The following is a 17,946-nucleotide window of genomic DNA, read 5'->3' as shown; positions in this document are numbered from 1 at the left end:
GCGCCTCACACCGACCACTCCTTCGCCGTCCCGCGCCGGTGGCCGTTCAGCCCCGGGCCCCCGGGCCCCTTGTCCGCCGGTGCTGCCTGCGGTGCCGACGGCGCGGGCACCCGGCGCCCCAGCCCGGCGAGCCGGTCCCGCAGCACTCCGGAGAGTTCCTGCCGCTCCTCCTCCGTCAACTTGCCGAGGAGTCCGGCCATTTCGTCCTGCCAGTTGGTCTCCTCCTTGAGCAGGTCCCGGTGGTGCACCGACCAGTCCAGCACCTGGCTGACCTGGTCGGGGTGGCGGACCAGCCAGAGCGCCGCCAGCGACACCGGGCCGTTGCGCACGGCCTGCTCGCAGAACTGGAACTCCTCCCGCCGGTTGGCGGTCCAGGAGTACGGCAGTCCGGCCGCGCCGGGCTGTCCGAGCCGCAGCTCACCCTCCGATTCCTGCCCGCTGATGTCCGTCACGCGGTAGGTGAGGCCAAAGCCGTCCAGCTCCTGGGGTGCGGCCAGGTCCTGCATGATCTCGGGCGCGCCGAGCGTCTGCCCGTCGGCCGCGTGGGCATCCTCCAGGTGACGCAGCCGCCGGTCGAGTTCCTTGCGGACCGCGTCCCAGCCGTCCGCGGTCCGCGAGCGCACCACCTCCACCGGGTCGTGCACCCACCACAGCACCCGGAGGTCCACCGACTCCGTGCCGTAGGCGGTGGGCAGTGCCACGCTCCGGGTCTCCGACTGCTCGTGGAGCCGGACGTGGAAGGCGCTGTCGTAGCCGCCCAGCAGCCTGGGCGCGGACGACGCCTGCGCGGCCGCCTCGTCGGCCGCCCCGAGCGGTGTCCGCTGCCGGGAGCCCAGTACCCGGTAGGCGCCGCTGTGCTCCCGCAGCACCAGGGCCCGGTCGAGGCGGCCGGACCAGCGGTGCCGCAGGATCTCCCGCCAAGGGGCCCGCGCGGCGGGGGCGTAGACGGGCTGGTTGCTGTCGGTCGTCATGACGTACTCCCGTTCGGGTGGGTGCTGCCGTTCACCGGCTGCCATGGCTGCTCGCCGTTCCGCCAGGTGTTCAGGGCGTCCCGGGCGATGGCGAGTCCGGCGAGATCCGGGATTTCGGCCCGGTCGATCACGACGAAGAGGCGGAGCACCCCGTGCCGGAAGTCCGCCGCGAGCGCGCTCAGCAGGGTCTCCACGGCCGTCCGCGGCAGGTCGCCCCACGTGGCTGTCCGGCACCACCAGAGCACCGCCTGGCAGGTCGCCGCGAAGCGCTCCTCGTCGTTGAGTGTCCGGTGGACGAGGTCGATGATCTGCGCCGCGTATTCGCCGTCGTTGACCAGCTGTTCCTGACACCACGAGGTGTTCTGGAGCAGTTGCGGAAACGTCCAGATCGCGATGTGTGCCAAGGCCCCCTCGCCGTCGGCCCATTCGGCCAGATGCCGGAAGACCGTGGCCTGGCTGCCGGAGGCGAACAGATCGCCCAGCGCGTCACGGACCGCCCGGTCCACGGTGTGCTCGTGCTCGTCGCCCGGGCCGCGGGGCACATTCCGCAACAGCCGCATGGCCACCTCGGGACGGGAGGCACCGAAGTCCGCACCGCAGGTGTAGGCGACGGTGGAGCGCACCTGCCAGCTCTGCTGCGCGCTCCACCGGCTGAGGCGGTACTTGACCTCGCGGGCCAGGACAGGATCTCCGGCCGCCATGCCCAGCGCGTACGCGGCGATGGTGCGGCTGCTCCGGCGGGAAGACCTGGCGAGGGTGCCGATGTGTTCGAGAGCCCGGCGGCCCCCGCCCCAGCCGGCGGCCCGGCCCATCACCCGGCCCACCGGTTCGGTCAGCTCCTGCTCGTTCTTGAGGTCTGCCATCCACTCGGTCAGCAGACCGGAGAGGTGTCCGTACTCCCGCCAGACATGCCGCAGCACGGCCTCCGCCTGCCGGTGACGGGTGAAGCGCACGGCCTCCACGGCGTAGGTGTAGCCGGAGTTGGAGCGGATCTCCCTGGGGCGGCGCTCGGCCCGGACGCTCCACAGGAGTTCGTCCAGCGACCGCCGGAAGACGAACTGCGGATTGGGCCGCGGCTTCCGCTCCCGGTCCCGCCGCCCGTCCTCGTCGGAGCCGTCGGCGCCCTCCGGAAGTACGGAGCTGAGCCGCCCGTCCGCCAGTTCCAGGAGCCGTTCCGCCTCCTCCCGCACGATCCGGTGGTCCAGGCCCTCGAACACGCAGGTCGCGAGCAGGAAGGCGAGCCCGTCGGCGTCGTCCCGCAGCTGGGCGAGCAGATCCGGCACCTCGCCCTCCGCGAGGAAGCTCAGCCTTTTCTGGATGTCGGCGAGGTCCGGCCCGCCGTCCTCCGCGGTGGCCACCGCGGCCACCAGCTCGGCCACCTGGGCCGGCACCAGCTCGGGGGCGAGCAGCTCGTCCAGCGGGCCGGGCGCCAGGAGAGCCAGCCGCCGGGCGCGCTCCGACGGGTCCGGCACCGCGTCCGCGAAGCGGGCGTCGAACACCGCCCGCGCGGCCGGTGGCGTACACCGGACGGGAGTGACATGGAGCTCGCGCGACAGCCGCCGGACCAGCTCCGGGGCGTCCGGCAGCACCACCACCATGCGGGCGTCGGCCGTGCTCAGAAGGCTCTGGAGATGGCGGACCATCCCCGGCTTCAGGGGGTATTCGGGCAGCAGCCCGTCCACCAGATAGCCGCGGGTGTCGCGGTGCCGGGGGCGCCAGGAGGCGAGGTTCATATCGCCGTCGACCGCCCGCAGACTCATGCTGCCGCCGCTGTGCCGGTGCAACAGGTTGAGCGCCGCGGTGCGGCGGCCGGTACCGGGCTCGCCGGTGAGGAACAGCAGCCGGCTGTCGAGTTCGGCCAGGGCCGCGGGGAACCAGTCGGGCTCCGCGAACCCGGCCTTGGCATCGAGGATCTCGACCGCGGAGATCGGCCCCTCGTGCGCCTCGACGCGCCGCCCGCCGGTGCCGATGGCGCCCCCGCCGTTCTCCACCCGCTGGCCACCGTGCACGGAGCCGGTGTTGATGTTGGCGCGCGGAGCGACGATCACCGGGTACGGCTGACGCCCGAACGGCAGACCGGCGAACTCCCCGCCGTGGAGCGCGTACTCCGCCGCCGCCTCGTCGAAGTCCCCGTCGTCCGGGTCCCCGAAGCCGATATCGCCCTCGGGCGGCTCACCGCCCGCTGTCTGCGGTTCCGGTTCCTCGCGGGACGCCCCGTCGTTCTGCTGCGGGATGTCCGGACGCGCGTCCTCGGCGCTCATCGGCGGCCCTCGTGCTTGTCGCCGTGGACCGTGTCGCCCTGATTGCCGTGCACCGTGCCGGCCTTGTTGCCGCCGACGTAGTCCCCACCGAAGCGGTCGCCACCGACGTAGTCGCCGCCGATGTAGTCGCCCCCGGTCTCGACGTTCTGGACGCGCTGACCGCCGTGCACGGTGCCGCTGTTGACGTTCCCGCGGTCGGCCCGGTTCCGGACCTGCGGGGCGGCCGCCCGTCGCGCGCCGCTCCGGGAGTCCTCAGCGGGCTCGTCACGCCCGGACTCGTGGTCCTCGACCACCCGGTCACCGAGAATCCGGCGGTCGTACAGATTGCCCGACGGGGCCGGGACATACAGCCAGGCCGCCTGGTCGAAATGCTTGCCCTCGACGGTGGCCGGCACCTGGAGGAAGTGGTCGGGGTGCCGCCCGGTGTAGCCGCTCACCACCGCGTCCTGGTAGCAGCGGTCGGAGAGGATGGCCGCGACCTGGGTGATGTTGGCGCTGGAGGCCGCCAGCATCGCCTTGACCGGGCGGGAGTCGAGCAGCCGGTGGGTGTCGTTCCGCGGGGTGCCGTTGCCGTCGTACTCCTGCCCCGCGTCGGGCAGCGGCCCGATGTGCAGGCTCACCCTGAGCCGGATGCGCACCGCGCCCGTGGAGTGCAGATGGAACTCGGTCAGCACGTCCTGGAGGGTGCTCAGCCAGGGGTGGATGACGAACGGCATCTTCGCCGGGTCGAACCCGAAGACATATCCGTCGCCGGTGGAGTCGGGGAACCTCCGCTCCGCCCAGACCTCGGCGATGCCGGCCCGCTCGAACGAGGTCTGGAGGAGCTGCGGGATGGCGCGGCTGATCACGCCGTGCTCGATGGCCGGGTATCCGGTGAAGTCCTTGGCGTCGACCGCCAGGATGCCCCGGTAGGGCGGCAGCGGCCGGCTGCGGGAGTAGGGCTGGGCGCTGGCTTCGGGCAGGTCCGGGCGGGACGGTGACATCGGAACTCCTTGGCTTTCCCGTGCGGTCTTCACCGGGTCCATGGCCGGGCGACGGGCCGTCATGAACCGGGGCTGAATCCGTCGTTCAGCTCCGGACACGAGTCTCGCGAGCGACGGCTCCCCGGTCTGCACCCGTAGTGCGGTGACGGCGTGACGCGCGCCACACCGGGCGGGGCGTCAGCTGCCGGGAGCGGCGGCCATCCGGCGCAGGGCGGTGAGATCGCCGAGGACGATGCGTTTCCGTCCGGCCCGCACCTCGCAGGACTCCAGCTCGGCGAGCGTCGACGAGATGGTGTTGCGGGAAATGCCCAGGTACTGGGCCAGTTCATGACGGGTGAGGGCCAGTTCCAGCGGCTCGCCGGGGCGGCCTCCCGTCTGCCCGGCGATATCGGCCAGTCCCACCAGGGTGGCCGCCAGCCGGGTCAGGGTGTCACCACCGCCGCGGGCTTCGTCCGACTCCCGCATCCTGGTGAAGGCGTACCGCACCAGCACCGGAAACAGGTCGTGGTCCACGACGAACCGCAGGAACTCCGCCTTGCCGACGACCCCCACGGTGCACGACGAGATCGTCTCCACGCTCGCCGACCGTACGTCGTCGTCCAGCACCGCGACCTCGCCGAGCAGCTCCCCCGGCCCCCGGAACGCCAGCAGGGTGAGATCCCCGTTCCGCTCGCGCCGGAGTACCTTGGCGACCCCGCTCAGCACGGCCAGCACATGCGTCCCCGGTTCGCCCTGACGGAGCATCATGGTCCCGGCCGAATGCCGGCGCTCGTAGACCTGGCCCAGCAGGTCCCGCCAGACCGCGTCGCCCACGAAGTGCCGCAGTGTCCGGCCTGCCGCGACCGGCGCTCCCCCTTCGCGCTCACCCATGTGCCGAGCCTAGAAGAACCCCTCCCGCCGTGTCGGCGAAAGCCGGTGACGGGAGCCGGTGACGGGAGCCGGTACCCGCCCGGCTCCCTCGCACCTCAGCCCCCTCAGCCCCCCTGAGCCCCTCAGTCTCCTCAGCCGCGCCTCAGCCCGCGCGGACCGGACGCCCCTGCCGTCCCGGACGCCCCGGGCTCCCCGCGTTCACCGGGTCCACGGGGTGCGCGCTCGCCGAACTCGCGGGCCGCTCCCGGCGCTCCGTGCCGTTCGTGTCCTGCGGGTTCTCCGGGTACTCGGAGTGATCCAGGCTGTCGGAGGGGTCGGCGCTGCCCGTGGTGTCCCGGGCGCCGACATCGTCCGCACGGCCCGGGGTGTCGGAGGCATCCGAGGCATCCGAGTCATCCGAGTCATCCGCGCGGTCCGGACGGTCAGAGGGGTCCTGACCGTCGGAACGGTCCGGACTGTCCGAGCGGTCCTGGTCATCACGACGGTCCTGGCCGTCGGGCCGCTCCTGATCGTCACGACGGTCCTGGCCGTCGGGCCGCTCCTGATCGTCACGACGGTCCTGATCGTCACGACGGTCCTGATCGTCACGACGGTCCTGGTCATCGCGACGGTCCTGATCGTCGGGACGGTCCTGGTCAGCGGCGGTTTCCGGCTCCCGGGGCCCGTTCGCGCTCAGCTGGAGGCTGCCGAACTTGGCGTTGCGCCAGCCGCGGGCGGGCACGACGACCACCACGGAACCGGTGCAGTCGCGGCCGGTGTACAGGACGAGGTCGGTGGGGGTGTCGTTGTCCACCTCGCCGTAGCCGTCCCCCACTCCGTAGCAGTGGTCGTCGCCGGGGTCGAGGATCTCGTGCGGCCGGTTCTCGGGCCGGGTGTGGTACGTGATGACACCGGTGACGGCATGCGCGCCGGAGGGAGCGAACGCGACGAGCCCCCCGGTGAGAGCCAGCGCCCCAAGGAAAGCGGTCTTGCGTCGCACAGTCGGAACTCCTGTCAGCCATGGCGGCGGGCCGGTCCAGGTCGGGCCCTTACGGAAGGTCGCCATGTGGGGTTCCCTACGGCCCCACGGGATATTCCGGTCTCATCGGATATTCACCACGCAGCAGGACATTCTCTACGCCGAGGCGGGCCCCCGGCACCTCCGGCACCTCCCGCCCCGCCGGCGACGCCCGCCGTCAGTCCTCCCGGGGCGGCCGGACGCTGCCCAGCCACAGGACGTCACGGGCCCGGGTCATGGCGACGTAGAGCTGACTGCGGGCCAGTTCCGCGCGCTCGTGGGCGGTTTCGGCGGGGGCAGGACCGTCCGGAGCCCCCTTGGGCAGATGGCTGTCGTGCTGCGGCAGATAGACGCGCTTGAACTCCAGGCCCTTGGCACGGCGGTAGCTGCCGAGTTTGACGGCCTCGACCGGGTGTCCGTCGTAGCGGTCCAGCGAGCAGACAGGCAGGCCCGCCCCGGTGAGGAGGCGCTGGTGGTGCTCAAGGGCGCGCTTCGAGGGGCAGAGGACGGCGGAGCCGGCCAGCTCCTGCGGGGTCAGGGCGCGCAGTGCGGTCAGCAGCGCCTCGTCGTGCGCGGCGGGGGTGGGCAGTACGGCGCGCTGCACCTCGCCGTCGTGGTAGGTCAGATCGATGTCCCGCCGGCCCGGGGTGGGCAGGCCGTCGAGGTCCTCGAAGGCGTCGTCGGCAACCACGGAGAGCGCGGTGTCCACGATCTCCTTGCTGTTGCGGTAGTTGGCGCGCAGCACCTGGCCGCGGTCCCCTCGGATGTCGATGCCCGCGTCCGAGAGGCGGAACCCTCCCGGGTAGACGGCCTGTTGGCCGTCCCCGACCAGGAGGAGGCCGTTGGGGGTGTCGCCCACCAGGGCATGCAGCAGGCGCACCCCGACGAGGGTCAGGTCCTGGACCTCGTCCACGACGACGGCCGTGTAGGCGCTGTGGCCGGTACGGCCGGCCGCCTCGGCGAGCGCGAGGGAGAGCACATCGTTGAAGTCGTGTACGGCGCGCTCGGTGCGCTGCGCCTCGTACGCCTCGTACAGGGACCAGACGGCCTGCCGGTGCGGGCGGCGCAGACCGGCGCGGCGGCGGCGACGCAGGAGCGCGGCGTACTCCTCGAAGGAGGTGATGCCGCGGCCCTTGATGACGTAGTCGATCTCTTCGCGCCAATACGGGTGCTGCGGGTCGATCTCGGTCAGACAGCTGTTCCGGCCGACGTGTTTCCAGGCGAAGCTGAAGGCCGTCTCCGCCTTCTCCTTGTGCAGATGGACCGGGACGCCGCGGTCGCGCAGGTACTCCTGTGCCCAGGAGTGCAGGCTGCGGAAGTCGATCCGGTCGGCCACCGCCGGGGCCATGGTCGTCAGGAAGGTGGCCTGTACGCGGGGCAGGTTGTTGGCGAAGGTGACGTACAGGATGCGGCCGTTGGTGCGCTGGGCGAGGTAGGCGGCGCGATGCAGGGCGACGACCGTCTTACCGGTGCCGGCCGGGCCGCTGATCCGGGCCGGGCCGGCCCAGTTGCGCCGTACCAGCGCGAGCTGGTCGGGGTCGAGGAAGGTCATCCACTGCTCGATGGGGGCCCGGCGCGCCTCGTCGAGGGCGGCTTCCCGCAGCCCGTCGAGGTCGAAGAGGCCGTCGGCCCCGGCGGCAGGTGGCCGGGCGGCGCCGTCCGGGGTGCGGGCGCCGTCCGGAGTGCGGGCGCCGTCCGGGGTGCGGGCAGCGCCGTCCTGGGTGCGGGCAGCGCCGTCCGGGATGCGGGTGGCGCCGTCCGGAGTGCCGGCGGCGGGCGGGGCCTCGTACTCGGGGAAGACCCGCTCCAGATGCTCGGCGAGGGCGCGGACGGACTGCGCGGACAGCCGGCTGCGCTCCGACAGCAGCGCCGGCCCGATCTCCCGCTCGCCCAGCAGCCGCACCCGGCCCAGCTCCGCGTCGACCCGGTGCCCCGCGAAGGCCAGCAGCGGGCGCACCGCCACCGGGGACATGCCCAGGGAGGCCACCGCGCTCTCGGCGGCCTTGGTGACCGCGAGCAGTTTGCGCCGGTGCTCGTCGCGGGAGAAGCCCCCGGCCCGCAGCCGGCCGCCCGAGGCCTCCGGTGCCGCCCGCCAGTTCTTGACGTCGATGACGAAGACCCCGCCGGGGCCGATCAGCAGCATGTCCACATTGGCCGCCCGGGTGCCCGGCCAGCGCCGGTCCACGAACAGCCGCCAGCCCCGCTCGGTCAGCATCAGCAGCTGTGCGGCGACCCGCTGTTCCCCCTCGCTCGCCGCCTCCCAGCGCTCGGCCCGCTGGCGGGCCGCCTGCCACTGTTCGCGTAACAGGCGCTCCTGCCGGCGGGCCTGCTGCGCCCGCCGGGCCGCCGAAGCACCTGCCGACCCGCCCGGTGAACTCCCTGCCACCATCGCTCGCCCCCTCACCGCTCGCCCCCGTAGGCATGGGTCATGAACCATAGGTCGATGACACATGACGCGGAAGTGCGCACGGGAGGGGCACGGGAGGGGCACGGGCGCATGGTGCCGGGAGTCGACGGGTCGGCGGGATGGCGGGATGGCGGGACCGGCCCCGCCGCGGACTGCGAGCCGGCGCCCGGCCCCCTCCCCTCGGCGGAAAGGCGGCCCGGGCCGAGCCGAGCCGGCCCGGGTCGCCGCCGTCCTACCCGGCCCGCGCGACCGACCGGAAGAGGCGCGCCGCCGACGTGCCCAGCCCGGTCGGCGCGCCCACCCGGCCCGGCGAGCCCGCCGGGTGGCGCAGCTCGGAGGCCTGGTAGCGCCGGCAGTCCCGGTGCCAGATGAGGATGCCGGCCATCCAGTGCTCCAGCTCGCGGACATAGCCGTCCAGCGCCTCGCGCGCCTCCGCCGGGAGCTGGAAGTCCTCGCAGACGACGGGGAGTTCGTGGGCGGCGACATGCTGGAACTCGTGCATGCGCGACGTCATGAGGTCATTGATGATGTTCAGCGCGGTCGGGTAGTCGCAGCCGAAGAAGGTCTGGACGACCAGGATGCCGTTGTGGACCTCACCCTCGTACTCGATCTCCTTCTGGTACGAGAAGACGTCGTTCATCAGGCCCGCGTAGTCGGCGGCGGCGTTCTCCAGTGAGCGCAGGGTGCCGGTGCGGTAGATCTCCGGCGGGACCTGCCGGCCGTGGCCGATCCGGCACAGGCTCATCGTGAGGTCCGCGCCGAAGGTCGCCCGGCGCATCTCGATGTAGTCGACCGGGTCGGGGATGCGGTTCTGGATCTGGTTGTCGATCTCCCAGAGCCAGCTGGCCGTCATCGTGTCGATGGCTTCACGGAACGCCCGGCGCGCCTCGGGAGCCATGGAGAGCGTCGTACGGGGCCACAGGTCCGCCAGGCCGCGTTCGAGAGCGTTGACCGGCTCCGGTGCGGACGTCGTGGTGTCGAGCGGCATGAAGGCCGACAGCCGCTCGGTGCACACCCTGGCCGCGGCGATGTCGCGGGTCCGGCCGAAGACCTGGGGGTAGTAGTCGTCCGCATAGGTGCCCCAGGCCAGCCACGCGGAGCTCAGGTCGAGTTGGTCCGGGGTGGCGTCCGGGAAGATGCCGGCCGCGCACAGCGCCAGATCGTGCCGGACCATCGCGGGCTCGTCCCAGACGTCGGACAGCGGCACACCGGGCTGCGGCTGGAGGATGCCCATACGGTGCGCCCAGTCGATGACCCGCCGGCGGGCGCCCTCCAGGTGCGGGCTGAGGGTGGTGGTGAACGGCAGGTAGAAGTCCGGCAGTTGGGACGGTCCGACCTTCTGGTGCGGGATGTGGGTGCCGCTGCGGAAGCGGAGCGCACCGGCCGTGGCCAGGGCGGTGTCCAGGTCCGCCGCCGAGGCGCCGAGGCCGCCGAAGGAGAAGGGCGACCAGGGCCGTGAGCGGTCGGCCGCGGCCCCGCCGCCGTTCATGTAGCGGCTGGAGCGCATATGCCATTCGTGGCCGCCGGACTGCCAGTCCTGGAGCCCCTTGGCATACGCCAGTACGTCAGCGCAGGACTGCGGATCGAGCCCCTTCTCCAGGAAGAGCACGGGCAGTTCGGCGACGACGGTGTTCTCGAACTGCTGCAGCCGGGAGGTGATCAGGTCGTTGACGGTGTCCGCCGCCTCCTGGGTGGTGCAGTTCAGGAAGGTCTCCAGCACCAGGACGCCATTGCTCAGCTCGCCCTCCTCCTCCGTCTCCCGCTGGTAGGAGAACAGGTCGTTCCGCAGGTGGACGCCGTCGGAGAAGGTGTCGCGCAGCACCCGCAGCGGCCGGGACGCGGCGACGGCCGCGGGCACCTCGGCACCGGTCGCGTACTCCACCAGGCCCGCTGACCAGGGCGCACCACCGACCTTGCGGCGCATCTCGATGTACTCGACGGGGTTGGGCACCCGGTGGATGTTGATATTGGACAGTTCCCACAGCGACTCGTTGAGCAGATGCTCGGTGCTCTCGGCGAACCGCCGGCGCCAGTCCATGGACATCCGCGGCACCGTCCGCGCCCACAGGTCGGCGAGCCCGGCCTCGACCGGATTGGCCGGCTCGGGAAGAGGCGTGGTCAGGTCCATCGGCATGAAGGCGGGCAGCCGGTCGAGGTACTCCTTGCCGCCCTTGCGGTCCAGCGTCCGCTTGAACTTCTCCAGGAAGTGGTCGTCGAAGAAGAAGACCCAGACATACCAGTCGGTCACCAGCGAGAGCGCGTCGGCGTCGCAGTCCGGGTGGGTGTAGGAGCACAGCAGGGCGTAATCGTGGGCGGCGAGATCCTTCTCCTCCCAGATGTCCGAGCCCTCCAGCATCCCCATCTCGCGGGCCCACTGCGTGGAGTGGGTGCGCGCCGTCTCCAGATGCGGGTTCAACCGCGCCGGATGGGGCGTGTAGAAGTGGGGCAATTCGAATGGCTGTGTCACCGTTGCTGGCCTCTCCCCATACGTACGGAAGGAAGGCGCGCTGCACCACGCCCCCTTGACGGGGCAGCGCTACCCCAGGGGGCGGCGCCTTAGGCCCTATGGAGGAGGAGCTTCCGCCTCCGCTCCCCTTCGGTTCGGAGCGGTCGGAAGTCGCTTCATTTCTCGCCGACTTGTGGCACTTTTCGTTCGTCCGCGCCGCGCGTCCGGCCGCTCACCGCGGTCCGCAGGGCGAGTGCCGCCAGCGCCTCCGGGGCACCGGCCTGGCCGCGGATACCGGGGAAGGCGTTGATGTCCACGATGAGGGGCACACCACCCCCGGCGTCGAGAAGATCCACCCCGTAGACCTCCAGGCCGAAGACCTCGCCGACCCGGAGCGCGGCGGCCGTCCAGCTCGCGGGCAGCTCGCCGACCGGCAGCGGCAGTGTCGGCCCGCGGCCGTCCGGGGCCAGTTCCGAGCGGCGCAGCGCGGCGAAGAGCTGCCCGTCGACCACCCACAGCTTGTGGTCCCAGCCGCTGTTCACGGTGAACTCCTGTACCACGACCGGCTCTTCGGACCAGTCGGCGGCCAGCTCGCGCAGCCGTACGGCGCTGTCGGCGCGGGCCACCAGGTCCCGGCGCCGGCTGAACCGGCTCTTGATCACCAGTGGACCCGCCGGGGCACCGGCCGCGGCCAGCTCCCCGAGCGTGGCCACGGAGCGGGTGCCGGCGAACGGCAGCCCGGCCGCGCGGGCCACTGCGGCCATCTCCACCCGGTCCTGGCACCGGGCGGTCGCCGCAGCCGAGTTGAGCACCACGGCGCCGTGCTCCTCCAGGAGCGCGGCGAGCGCCAGCGCCCGGGGCGTCCGCGCCTTGAGGAGATAGACGTCGGCGAGCGAGGAGAGGTCTGGGCCCGGCCCCTCGGCGCCCGGGTCCAGGGTCGCCACCTGGTGCTCCGGGGTCAGCAGGTCGGTGACCGCGGCGAGCAGCGGATGACCGGGATCCGCGGTGACCAGACAGATCCTCACCGGCCGCCGCCGATGGACGCCGCGGGCCGGGCGGGACGGGGAACGGACGGCACGGCGAACGGGGGTGCCGGGGGTGCTGGGGTTGCCGGGGCGGACGTCGTGCCCGGCTGGCCGGTGGCCGGCCGGGCCGCTGCACCGGGCTGCCCGGTCGCGGTCAGGACAGCCGCACCCGGCTTCCCGGTCACCGGCACGGGCACCGCGCCCGGCCGGCCGGTCATCGGCACCGGTCCCGCCCCGGCCTCCTGCCCGTTCCCGTTCACCGGGCCGGCCTCCCCTACGGCCGTCCGTACGGACGCCTCCCGTACGGATGCCTCCCGTACAAACTCCTCCCGCCCGCTCGTCCCGTTACGGGCGAGGTCCAGGACGGCGGCGGACACCCGGGCGACCGCGTCCGGCACCTGGCGGAAGCTGGGGAAGTCATTGATGTCGACGACCACCGGGCCGTCCGGTCCGAGCAGGATGTCGACCCCGTAGAGGTCGAGGCCGAAGACGGCGCCTATCTCGGCGGTGATCCGGGCGACTTCGGGGGTGAGCGGCACCTGCCGTTCCCGTACGGCGTGGGCGGGGTGCAGCGGGGAGCACCGCTCGGTTGCGTACAGCTCACCGGCGACGCTGTACACCTTCAGATCCGTACCGGAGTTGGGGACATAGGGCTGGGCGATGAGCAGCCCGCCCGCCGCGCCCGCCGGGCCGCCCGGCTCCACCGGATCCAGCAGCCGGTCCGGTGTCGCCACCAGCCGGACGGCACGCCCGGAACTGCCGTCCGCGGGCTTGACCACGAGGGGGAACTCCGCCTCGGCTATCTCCGCGAACTCCTCCGGACGGGCCGCCGCATACGTCACGGGGACGGGCAGCCCCTTGCTGCGGGCGATCACCGCGGCCAGCGCCTTGTCCCGTACGCCACGGATGGCCCGGACGTCGTTCACCGTCGTCAGCCCGACGGAAGCGGCCGCTTCCAGGAGGGTCAGGCCCGGACCGCCGGAGACGGTCTTGAGGACCCAGGCATCGTGGCTGCCCGCCTGTATCGCCTCGGATATCCGGATCAGCGAGCGGCCGGGCCACAGCACGTCCACCTGGTGGTCCCAGGCGCGGAGTTGGTGGATCACCTCCAGGGGCATGCCGTCATGGCGGTACTGCTCCTCCACCAGGAAGCAGAGTCTCATCGGGCACCCTCGTCATCGCCGCACGTCCACCGACCGTCCGGCAGATCCATGACACACCAGGATCCCATGCGGCGTCCGCCGGGGACGGTGGACCCACGCGCCCGGCCCCGGCCCGTGTCACGTCGGACGGCGGGTGGCCGCAGTCCGCCCGCCGCACCCCGGCCACCGGCCCGGCCCCGCTCGGCCGGGCGCCCGGTGTCGCTACCGTGAGGCGACCGCGACGGAGCATGACCGGGATGGACCGGGATCAATCGGGAGGCCCCAGTGACCAACAAGGCGGTGCCCTTCGACGACCTCGACCGCAAGATCGTTGCGGCGCTGATCGACAACGGCCGGGCGAGCTTTGCGGAGATCGGTGCCGCGATCGGGCTGTCGTCCACCGCGGTGAAGCGGCGGGTGGACCGGATGCGGGAGAACAACGTGATCACGGGGTTCACCGCCACCGTCCGCCCGGCCGCGCTGGGCTGGCTCACCGAGGCGTATGTCGAGGTGTACTGCGACAGCGCGGCGCCGCCCCGCCGGCTCGCGGAGGTGGTGCGCAACCACCCGGAGATCGCGGCGGCGATGACCGTCACCGGTGGCGCCGATGCGCTGCTGCACGTACGGGCCACCGATGTGGAGCACTTCGAGGAGGTACTCGAACGCATCCGGGCCGAGCCCTTCATCCGCAAGACGATCAGTTACATGGTGCTGTCCCATCTGCTGCCGGACAGCCCGGAGGCGGGCGCCCGGCAGTCCTCCGGAGGGGCCGCCCGCTGAGGCGGCCGGATCGCGCGGCCCGTCACGGCCGCCGGGAGACCGGCACACAGGCCGCGGAAGCGGAATGCGCCACAGAATCGCGCAGCAAAGCTGCGTGAGACACCGCCACTACGCAGCATTACTGCTTCGCTGAGCAGCATTTGTTGCTTGTGGCCCGAATCCCTCGCTCCTTACCTTGGAAGCACTCCGGGTAACGCTCTGTGACACCCGGTCACCCGCATGCCCCTGAGGAAGCGAAGGGATCGTCCCGTGCCGATGACTCGTGTGTCGCGCCCCCGGCGCTATCTGGTCTGCGAGCCCAGACACTTCGCCGTGCAGTACGCGATCAATCCATGGATGCGTGCCGACGTCCCGGTGGACACCGCCCTCGCGGGGCGCCAGTGGGAGACCCTGATGGGCACCTACCGCGCGCACGGGCACACCGTGGAGACCGTGGCCCCGGTAGCCGGCCTGCCGGACATGGTGTTCGCGGCGAACTCCGCGCTCGTCGTGGACGGCCGGGTCTTCGGCTCGCACTTCCACGCGCCGCAGCGGCGGCCGGAGTCCACGGAGTACGAGACCTGGTTCAAGGCGGCCGGATACGACGTCTACCGGCCGGAGTCGCGGTGCGAGGGCGAGGGCGATCTCGTCCCGGCCGGCCGCTACATCCTCGCGGGTACGGGCTTTCGCACCACTCCGGCCGCGCACCGCGAGGTGCAGGAGTTCTTCGGCGTGCCGACGATCGGCCTGCAGCTGGTGGACCCGTACTTCTACCACCTGGACACCGCGCTCTTCGTCCTGGAGGAGACGGCGGAGACGGGCGAGGCGAATATCGCCTACTACCCCGAGGCGTTCTCGTCCGGCAGCCGTGAAGTGCTGCGGCGGCTGTTCCCCGGGGCGGTGCTCGCCACCCGGGAGGACGCCATGGCCTTCGGCCTCAACTCCGTCTCCGACGGCCGCCATGTCTTCGTCGCCCCGCAGGCGACCGGCCTGATCGCGCAGCTCGGCGCGCACGGCTATGTCCCCGTCCCCGTCGACCTGTCGGAGTTCCACAAGGCCGGCGGCGGCATCAAGTGCTGCACCCAGGAGATCCGCTGATGACCGCTCCCACCCGTACCGTCCCCGTGCAGGCTGCTCCCCGTTCGTCCGCGGAGCTCATCCAGGCCGAGAGCCCGGTGCTCGCGCACAACTACCACCCGCTGCCCGTGGTGGTGGCGCGCGCCGAAGGGGTCTGGGTCGAGGACGTCGAAGGGCACCGCTACCTCGACATGCTGGCCGGATATTCGGCCCTCAACTTCGGCCACCGTCACCCGGCCCTGATCGAGGCCGCGCACCGCCAGCTCGACCAGCTCACCCTCACCTCGCGCGCCTTCCACAACGACCGCCTCGCCGGTTTCGCCGAGGGCCTCGCCGCGCTGACCGGCCTGGACATGGTGCTGCCGATGAACACCGGCGCCGAGGCGGTGGAGAGCGGCATCAAGGTCGCCCGCAAGTGGGCCTACGACGTCAAGGGTGTCCCGGCGGACCGGGCGACGATCGTGGTGGCGGGCGGCAACTTCCACGGCCGGACGACCACCATCGTCGGCTTCTCCGACGACGACACGGCCCGCATCGGCTTCGGCCCCTTCGCCCCCGGCTTCCGCACCGTCCCGTACAACGACCTCGCCGCGCTCGAAGCGGCCCTGGACGAGACGACGGCCGCCGTACTCATCGAGCCCATCCAGGGCGAGGCGGGCGTCCTCATCCCCGACGACGGCTATCTCACCGGCGTACGCGAACTGACCCGGCGCAACGGCTGCCTGTTCATCGCCGACGAGATCCAGTCCGGGCTGGGCCGCACCGGCACCACCCTCGCGGTCCAGCACGAATCCGTGGTGCCGGACATGCTGCTGCTCGGCAAGGCGCTCGGCGGCGGCATCGTCCCGGTCTCCGCCGTCGTCGCCCGCCGCGAGGTGCTCGGCGTGCTCGGCCCCGGCCAGCACGGCTCGACCTTCGGCGGCAACCCCCTGGCCGCCGCGGTCGGTTCGGCGGTGATCGAGCTGCTCGCCACCGGGGAGTTCCAGCGCCGCGCCGCCGACCTCGGCGCCCAGCTGCGCAGCGGCCTGGCCGCACTGACCGGCAAGGGCGTGACCGGCTTCCGCGCCCGCGGCCTGTGGGCCGGTGTCGACATCGACCCCGCCCTCGGCACCGGCCGGGAGATCAGCGAACGCCTGCTGAAGGAAGGCGTCCTGGTCAAGGACACCCACGGCTCGACGATCCGGCTGGCCCCGCCGCTGACCATCACCGCCGAGGAACTGGAATCGGCACTGGGCAGCCTGGAGCGGGCGCTGTCGCTGGGGTAGGGGCGGCGGGCCGGTCCCTGAAGACCTGCGCGGCACCGGCGGGCCGGCCGCTCAAAGCCTGCGCGCGGCCCCGGCAGTTGGTTCACTGCCGGGGCCGCGCGCAGGTGCGTCAGAATCAGCCGCGGTGCGACGAGCCGTCCGAGGACGTGGCCGCGGACGTGGCCTTGGACGTGGCCGAGGTGGCCGTGGACGCAGCCGCTGACGTGGCCCGCCCGGCCGTCACCGTGGCCGGCCGGTTCGCGGGGGACGGGGCCGCCGCGGCGTTGTGCTGCGTGGTCCAGCCGTCCAGCGCGGTGCGGCAGGCGTGGTCCAGGTGCCGCAGGTCCGTCAGGTCCAGCTCGACGGGCTGGTCGCCGGGCAGCGCCTCCAGCGCGTCCAGGATCTTGGGCAGCCGCAGGAAGGTCGCATTGCCGCTGAGCGCGACGAGGGTCCGTCCGCCGGTCAACTCCCGTACGTCGATCTGGACATGGGAGGTCTCCCAGGCAGTCTTCACCACGGCCAGCAGCAGGCCGAGCAGCACGCCCTCGAACATATTGGTGAAGACGATCGCGCCCGCGGTCACCCCGAGGATCACCGCCTCGCCCCGGTGCTCCCGCCACAGCTGCGGCAGCTGCCGGACGGGCACCAGCTTCGCCCCGGCGTGCACCAGGACGGCGGCGAGCGCGGCGATCGGGACGACGCCGAGGGCCGCCGGGAGGAGCGCGGCGAAGACCAGCAGCCAGACTCCGTGCAGCACCCGGGAGGCCTTCGTCCGGGCCCCGGCCTGCACATTCGCCGCGCTGCGGACGATCACGGCGGTCATCGGCAGGGCACCGAGCAGTCCGCAGACCGTGTTGCCCGCGCCCTGCGCCATCAGCTCCTTGTCGTAGTCCGTACGGGCCCCGGTCATCCGGTCCACCGCCGCGGCGCTGAAGAGGCTCTCCGCGGAGGCGATGAGGGCGAAGGCGAGCACCGTGCCGAGGACGGACAGCTGGGCCAGTCCGCCGAGTTCGCCGAGGCCGGGCGGCTGGATCGACGCCAGCAGGCCGTGCACCTCCACCTTGCTGATGGGCAGCGCGAACCCCGCGGTGACCGCGGTGGCGACGGCGATGGCCGCCAGCGGCCCCGGTACCAGACGGACCTTCGCGGGCAGCCGCGGCCACAGCACGAGCAGGCCGAGGGTGCCCACGCCGACCGCGAACGCGGTGAGGGCCTCGGGGCGGCTCGCGATCCCGGCGGCGAGGCCGGGCAGCCCGGTGATCTTGGCGAGGCCGGTGCCGGGCTGGTCGGTGTCGGCCATGGCGTACACCTGGCCGAGGATGAGGATCAGCCCGATCCCGGCCAGCATGCCCTGGACGACGGCGACCGAGATCGCGCGGAACCACCGGCCGCAGCGCAGCGCGCCGAGGGCCAGTTGCAGGAGGCCGGCAGCGAGCACGATCGCGCCCAGGGCCGCCAGGCCGAATTGCTGTACGGCCTCGTGGACGAGCACGGTGAGCCCGGCCGCGGGACCGCTGACCTGGAACGAACTGCCCGGCAGACAGCCGACGACCAGGCCGCCGACGATGCCGGTGATCAGCCCGAGTTCGGCCGGCACCCCGGAGGCGACGGCGACACCGACACACAGCGGGACGGCGACGAGGAAGACGACGAGTGAGGCGAGGACATCACGGCGGAGTGTGCCGGGACTGAGTGCGGGGAGCTTGCCTGTGGTGCGCTTGAGCGCGGTGAGCATGGAGATCTCTCCGGTGGGGTGCGTGGGAC

Annotated in this window: 13 protein-coding genes; 3 read left to right on the top strand and 10 right to left on the bottom strand. The window is 72.4% G+C overall.

Annotated elements, in window-relative coordinates:
• Positions 1–5 precede the first annotated feature (5 nt).
• From AB0C46_RS04260 to AB0C46_RS04220, 9 genes are all read right to left on the bottom strand, one after another.
• A complete protein-coding gene (locus AB0C46_RS04260) occupies positions 6–971 on the bottom strand; it encodes a hypothetical protein (protein WP_362825557.1) in 966 nt (321 codons plus the stop codon).
• Entirely contained in the window at positions 968–3,232 is a 2,265-nt protein-coding gene (locus tag AB0C46_RS04255; RefSeq protein ID WP_362825556.1) for a hypothetical protein, read from the bottom strand. Before AB0C46_RS04255 ends, AB0C46_RS04260 begins: the two co-directional genes overlap by 4 nt.
• On the bottom strand, positions 3,229–4,215 hold the full coding sequence (locus AB0C46_RS04250; protein ID WP_362825554.1) for a hypothetical protein: 987 nt from the start codon (positions 4,213–4,215) through the stop codon (positions 3,229–3,231). The genes AB0C46_RS04255 and AB0C46_RS04250 overlap by 4 nt, the downstream gene beginning before the upstream one ends.
• A 177-nt stretch (positions 4,216–4,392) precedes the next feature.
• On the bottom strand, positions 4,393–5,085 hold the full coding sequence (locus tag AB0C46_RS04245) for a Crp/Fnr family transcriptional regulator (protein WP_362825553.1): 693 nt from the start codon (positions 5,083–5,085) through the stop codon (positions 4,393–4,395).
• Positions 5,086–5,227: 142 nt separating this feature from the next.
• The gene (locus AB0C46_RS04240) at positions 5,228–6,064 is read right to left on the bottom strand and encodes a chitin-binding protein (RefSeq protein ID WP_362825551.1); all 837 of its coding nucleotides are present in this window, start codon (positions 6,062–6,064) and stop codon (positions 5,228–5,230) included.
• Between the two features lie 196 nt (positions 6,065–6,260).
• Complete coding sequence (locus AB0C46_RS04235) at positions 6,261–8,471, bottom strand: UvrD-helicase domain-containing protein (protein WP_362825550.1); 2,211 nt, start codon at positions 8,469–8,471, stop codon at positions 6,261–6,263.
• Between the two features lie 250 nt (positions 8,472–8,721).
• Positions 8,722–10,956 (bottom strand): family 2 encapsulin nanocompartment cargo protein terpene cyclase, encoded by a 2,235-nt coding sequence (locus tag AB0C46_RS04230; RefSeq protein ID WP_362825549.1) that lies wholly within the window; start codon positions 10,954–10,956, stop codon positions 8,722–8,724.
• 155 nt (positions 10,957–11,111) lie between these two features.
• The gene (locus AB0C46_RS04225; protein WP_362825547.1) at positions 11,112–11,960 is read right to left on the bottom strand and encodes an alpha-L-glutamate ligase; all 849 of its coding nucleotides are present in this window, start codon (positions 11,958–11,960) and stop codon (positions 11,112–11,114) included.
• A complete protein-coding gene (locus AB0C46_RS04220; protein ID WP_362825546.1) occupies positions 11,957–13,123 on the bottom strand; it encodes a hypothetical protein in 1,167 nt (388 codons plus the stop codon). Before AB0C46_RS04220 ends, AB0C46_RS04225 begins: the two co-directional genes overlap by 4 nt.
• Before the next feature lie 264 nt (positions 13,124–13,387).
• On the opposite strand from AB0C46_RS04220, the gene AB0C46_RS04215 reads away from it, so the two are divergent.
• The 3 genes from AB0C46_RS04215 (at position 13,388) to rocD (ending at position 16,203) form a co-directional block, all read left to right on the top strand.
• A complete protein-coding gene (locus tag AB0C46_RS04215; RefSeq protein WP_362825544.1) occupies positions 13,388–13,882 on the top strand; it encodes an Lrp/AsnC family transcriptional regulator in 495 nt (164 codons plus the stop codon).
• 249 nt (positions 13,883–14,131) lie between these two features.
• Positions 14,132–14,959, top strand: coding sequence for a dimethylargininase (gene ddaH, locus AB0C46_RS04210; RefSeq protein WP_362825543.1), 828 nt, complete (start codon positions 14,132–14,134; stop codon positions 14,957–14,959).
• Positions 14,959–16,203 (top strand): ornithine--oxo-acid transaminase, encoded by a 1,245-nt coding sequence (gene rocD, locus AB0C46_RS04205; RefSeq protein ID WP_362825541.1) that lies wholly within the window; start codon positions 14,959–14,961, stop codon positions 16,201–16,203. The genes ddaH and rocD overlap by 1 nt, the downstream gene beginning before the upstream one ends.
• Before the next feature lie 115 nt (positions 16,204–16,318).
• Here the strand turns inward: rocD and AB0C46_RS04200 are convergent, their stop codons facing one another.
• Positions 16,319–17,917 carry a SulP family inorganic anion transporter gene (locus tag AB0C46_RS04200; protein WP_362825539.1) on the bottom strand — a complete coding sequence of 533 codons (1,599 nt, stop codon included), beginning with the start codon at positions 17,915–17,917 and terminating at the stop codon, positions 16,319–16,321.
• Positions 17,918–17,946 lie beyond the last annotated feature (29 nt).

This window comes from Streptomyces sp. NPDC048637, assembly GCF_040650675.1.
Lineage (GTDB): Bacteria > Actinomycetota > Actinomycetes > Streptomycetales > Streptomycetaceae > Streptomyces.
Note: the sequence above shows the minus strand (reverse complement) of the source record. Positions and strands in the feature narration are given on the sequence as shown.

What these genes read in the sequence shown, in the direction of transcription:
- AB0C46_RS04220 (WP_362825546.1), bottom strand. Translation starts at nt 13,123, where the DNA reads ATGAGACTCTGCTTCCTGGTGGAGGAGCAGTACCGCCATGACGGCATG.
- AB0C46_RS04250 (WP_362825554.1), bottom strand. Translation starts at nt 4,215, where the DNA reads ATGTCACCGTCCCGCCCGGACCTGCCCGAAGCCAGCGCCCAGCCCTAC.
- AB0C46_RS04245 (WP_362825553.1), bottom strand. Translation starts at nt 5,085, where the DNA reads ATGGGTGAGCGCGAAGGGGGAGCGCCGGTCGCGGCAGGCCGGACACTG.
- rocD (WP_362825541.1), top strand. Translation starts at nt 14,959, where the DNA reads ATGACCGCTCCCACCCGTACCGTCCCCGTGCAGGCTGCTCCCCGTTCG.
- AB0C46_RS04260 (WP_362825557.1), bottom strand. Translation starts at nt 971, where the DNA reads ATGACGACCGACAGCAACCAGCCCGTCTACGCCCCCGCCGCGCGGGCC.
- AB0C46_RS04255 (WP_362825556.1), bottom strand. Translation starts at nt 3,232, where the DNA reads ATGAGCGCCGAGGACGCGCGTCCGGACATCCCGCAGCAGAACGACGGG.
- AB0C46_RS04235 (WP_362825550.1), bottom strand. Translation starts at nt 8,471, where the DNA reads ATGGTGGCAGGGAGTTCACCGGGCGGGTCGGCAGGTGCTTCGGCGGCC.
- AB0C46_RS04200 (WP_362825539.1), bottom strand. Translation starts at nt 17,917, where the DNA reads ATGCTCACCGCGCTCAAGCGCACCACAGGCAAGCTCCCCGCACTCAGT.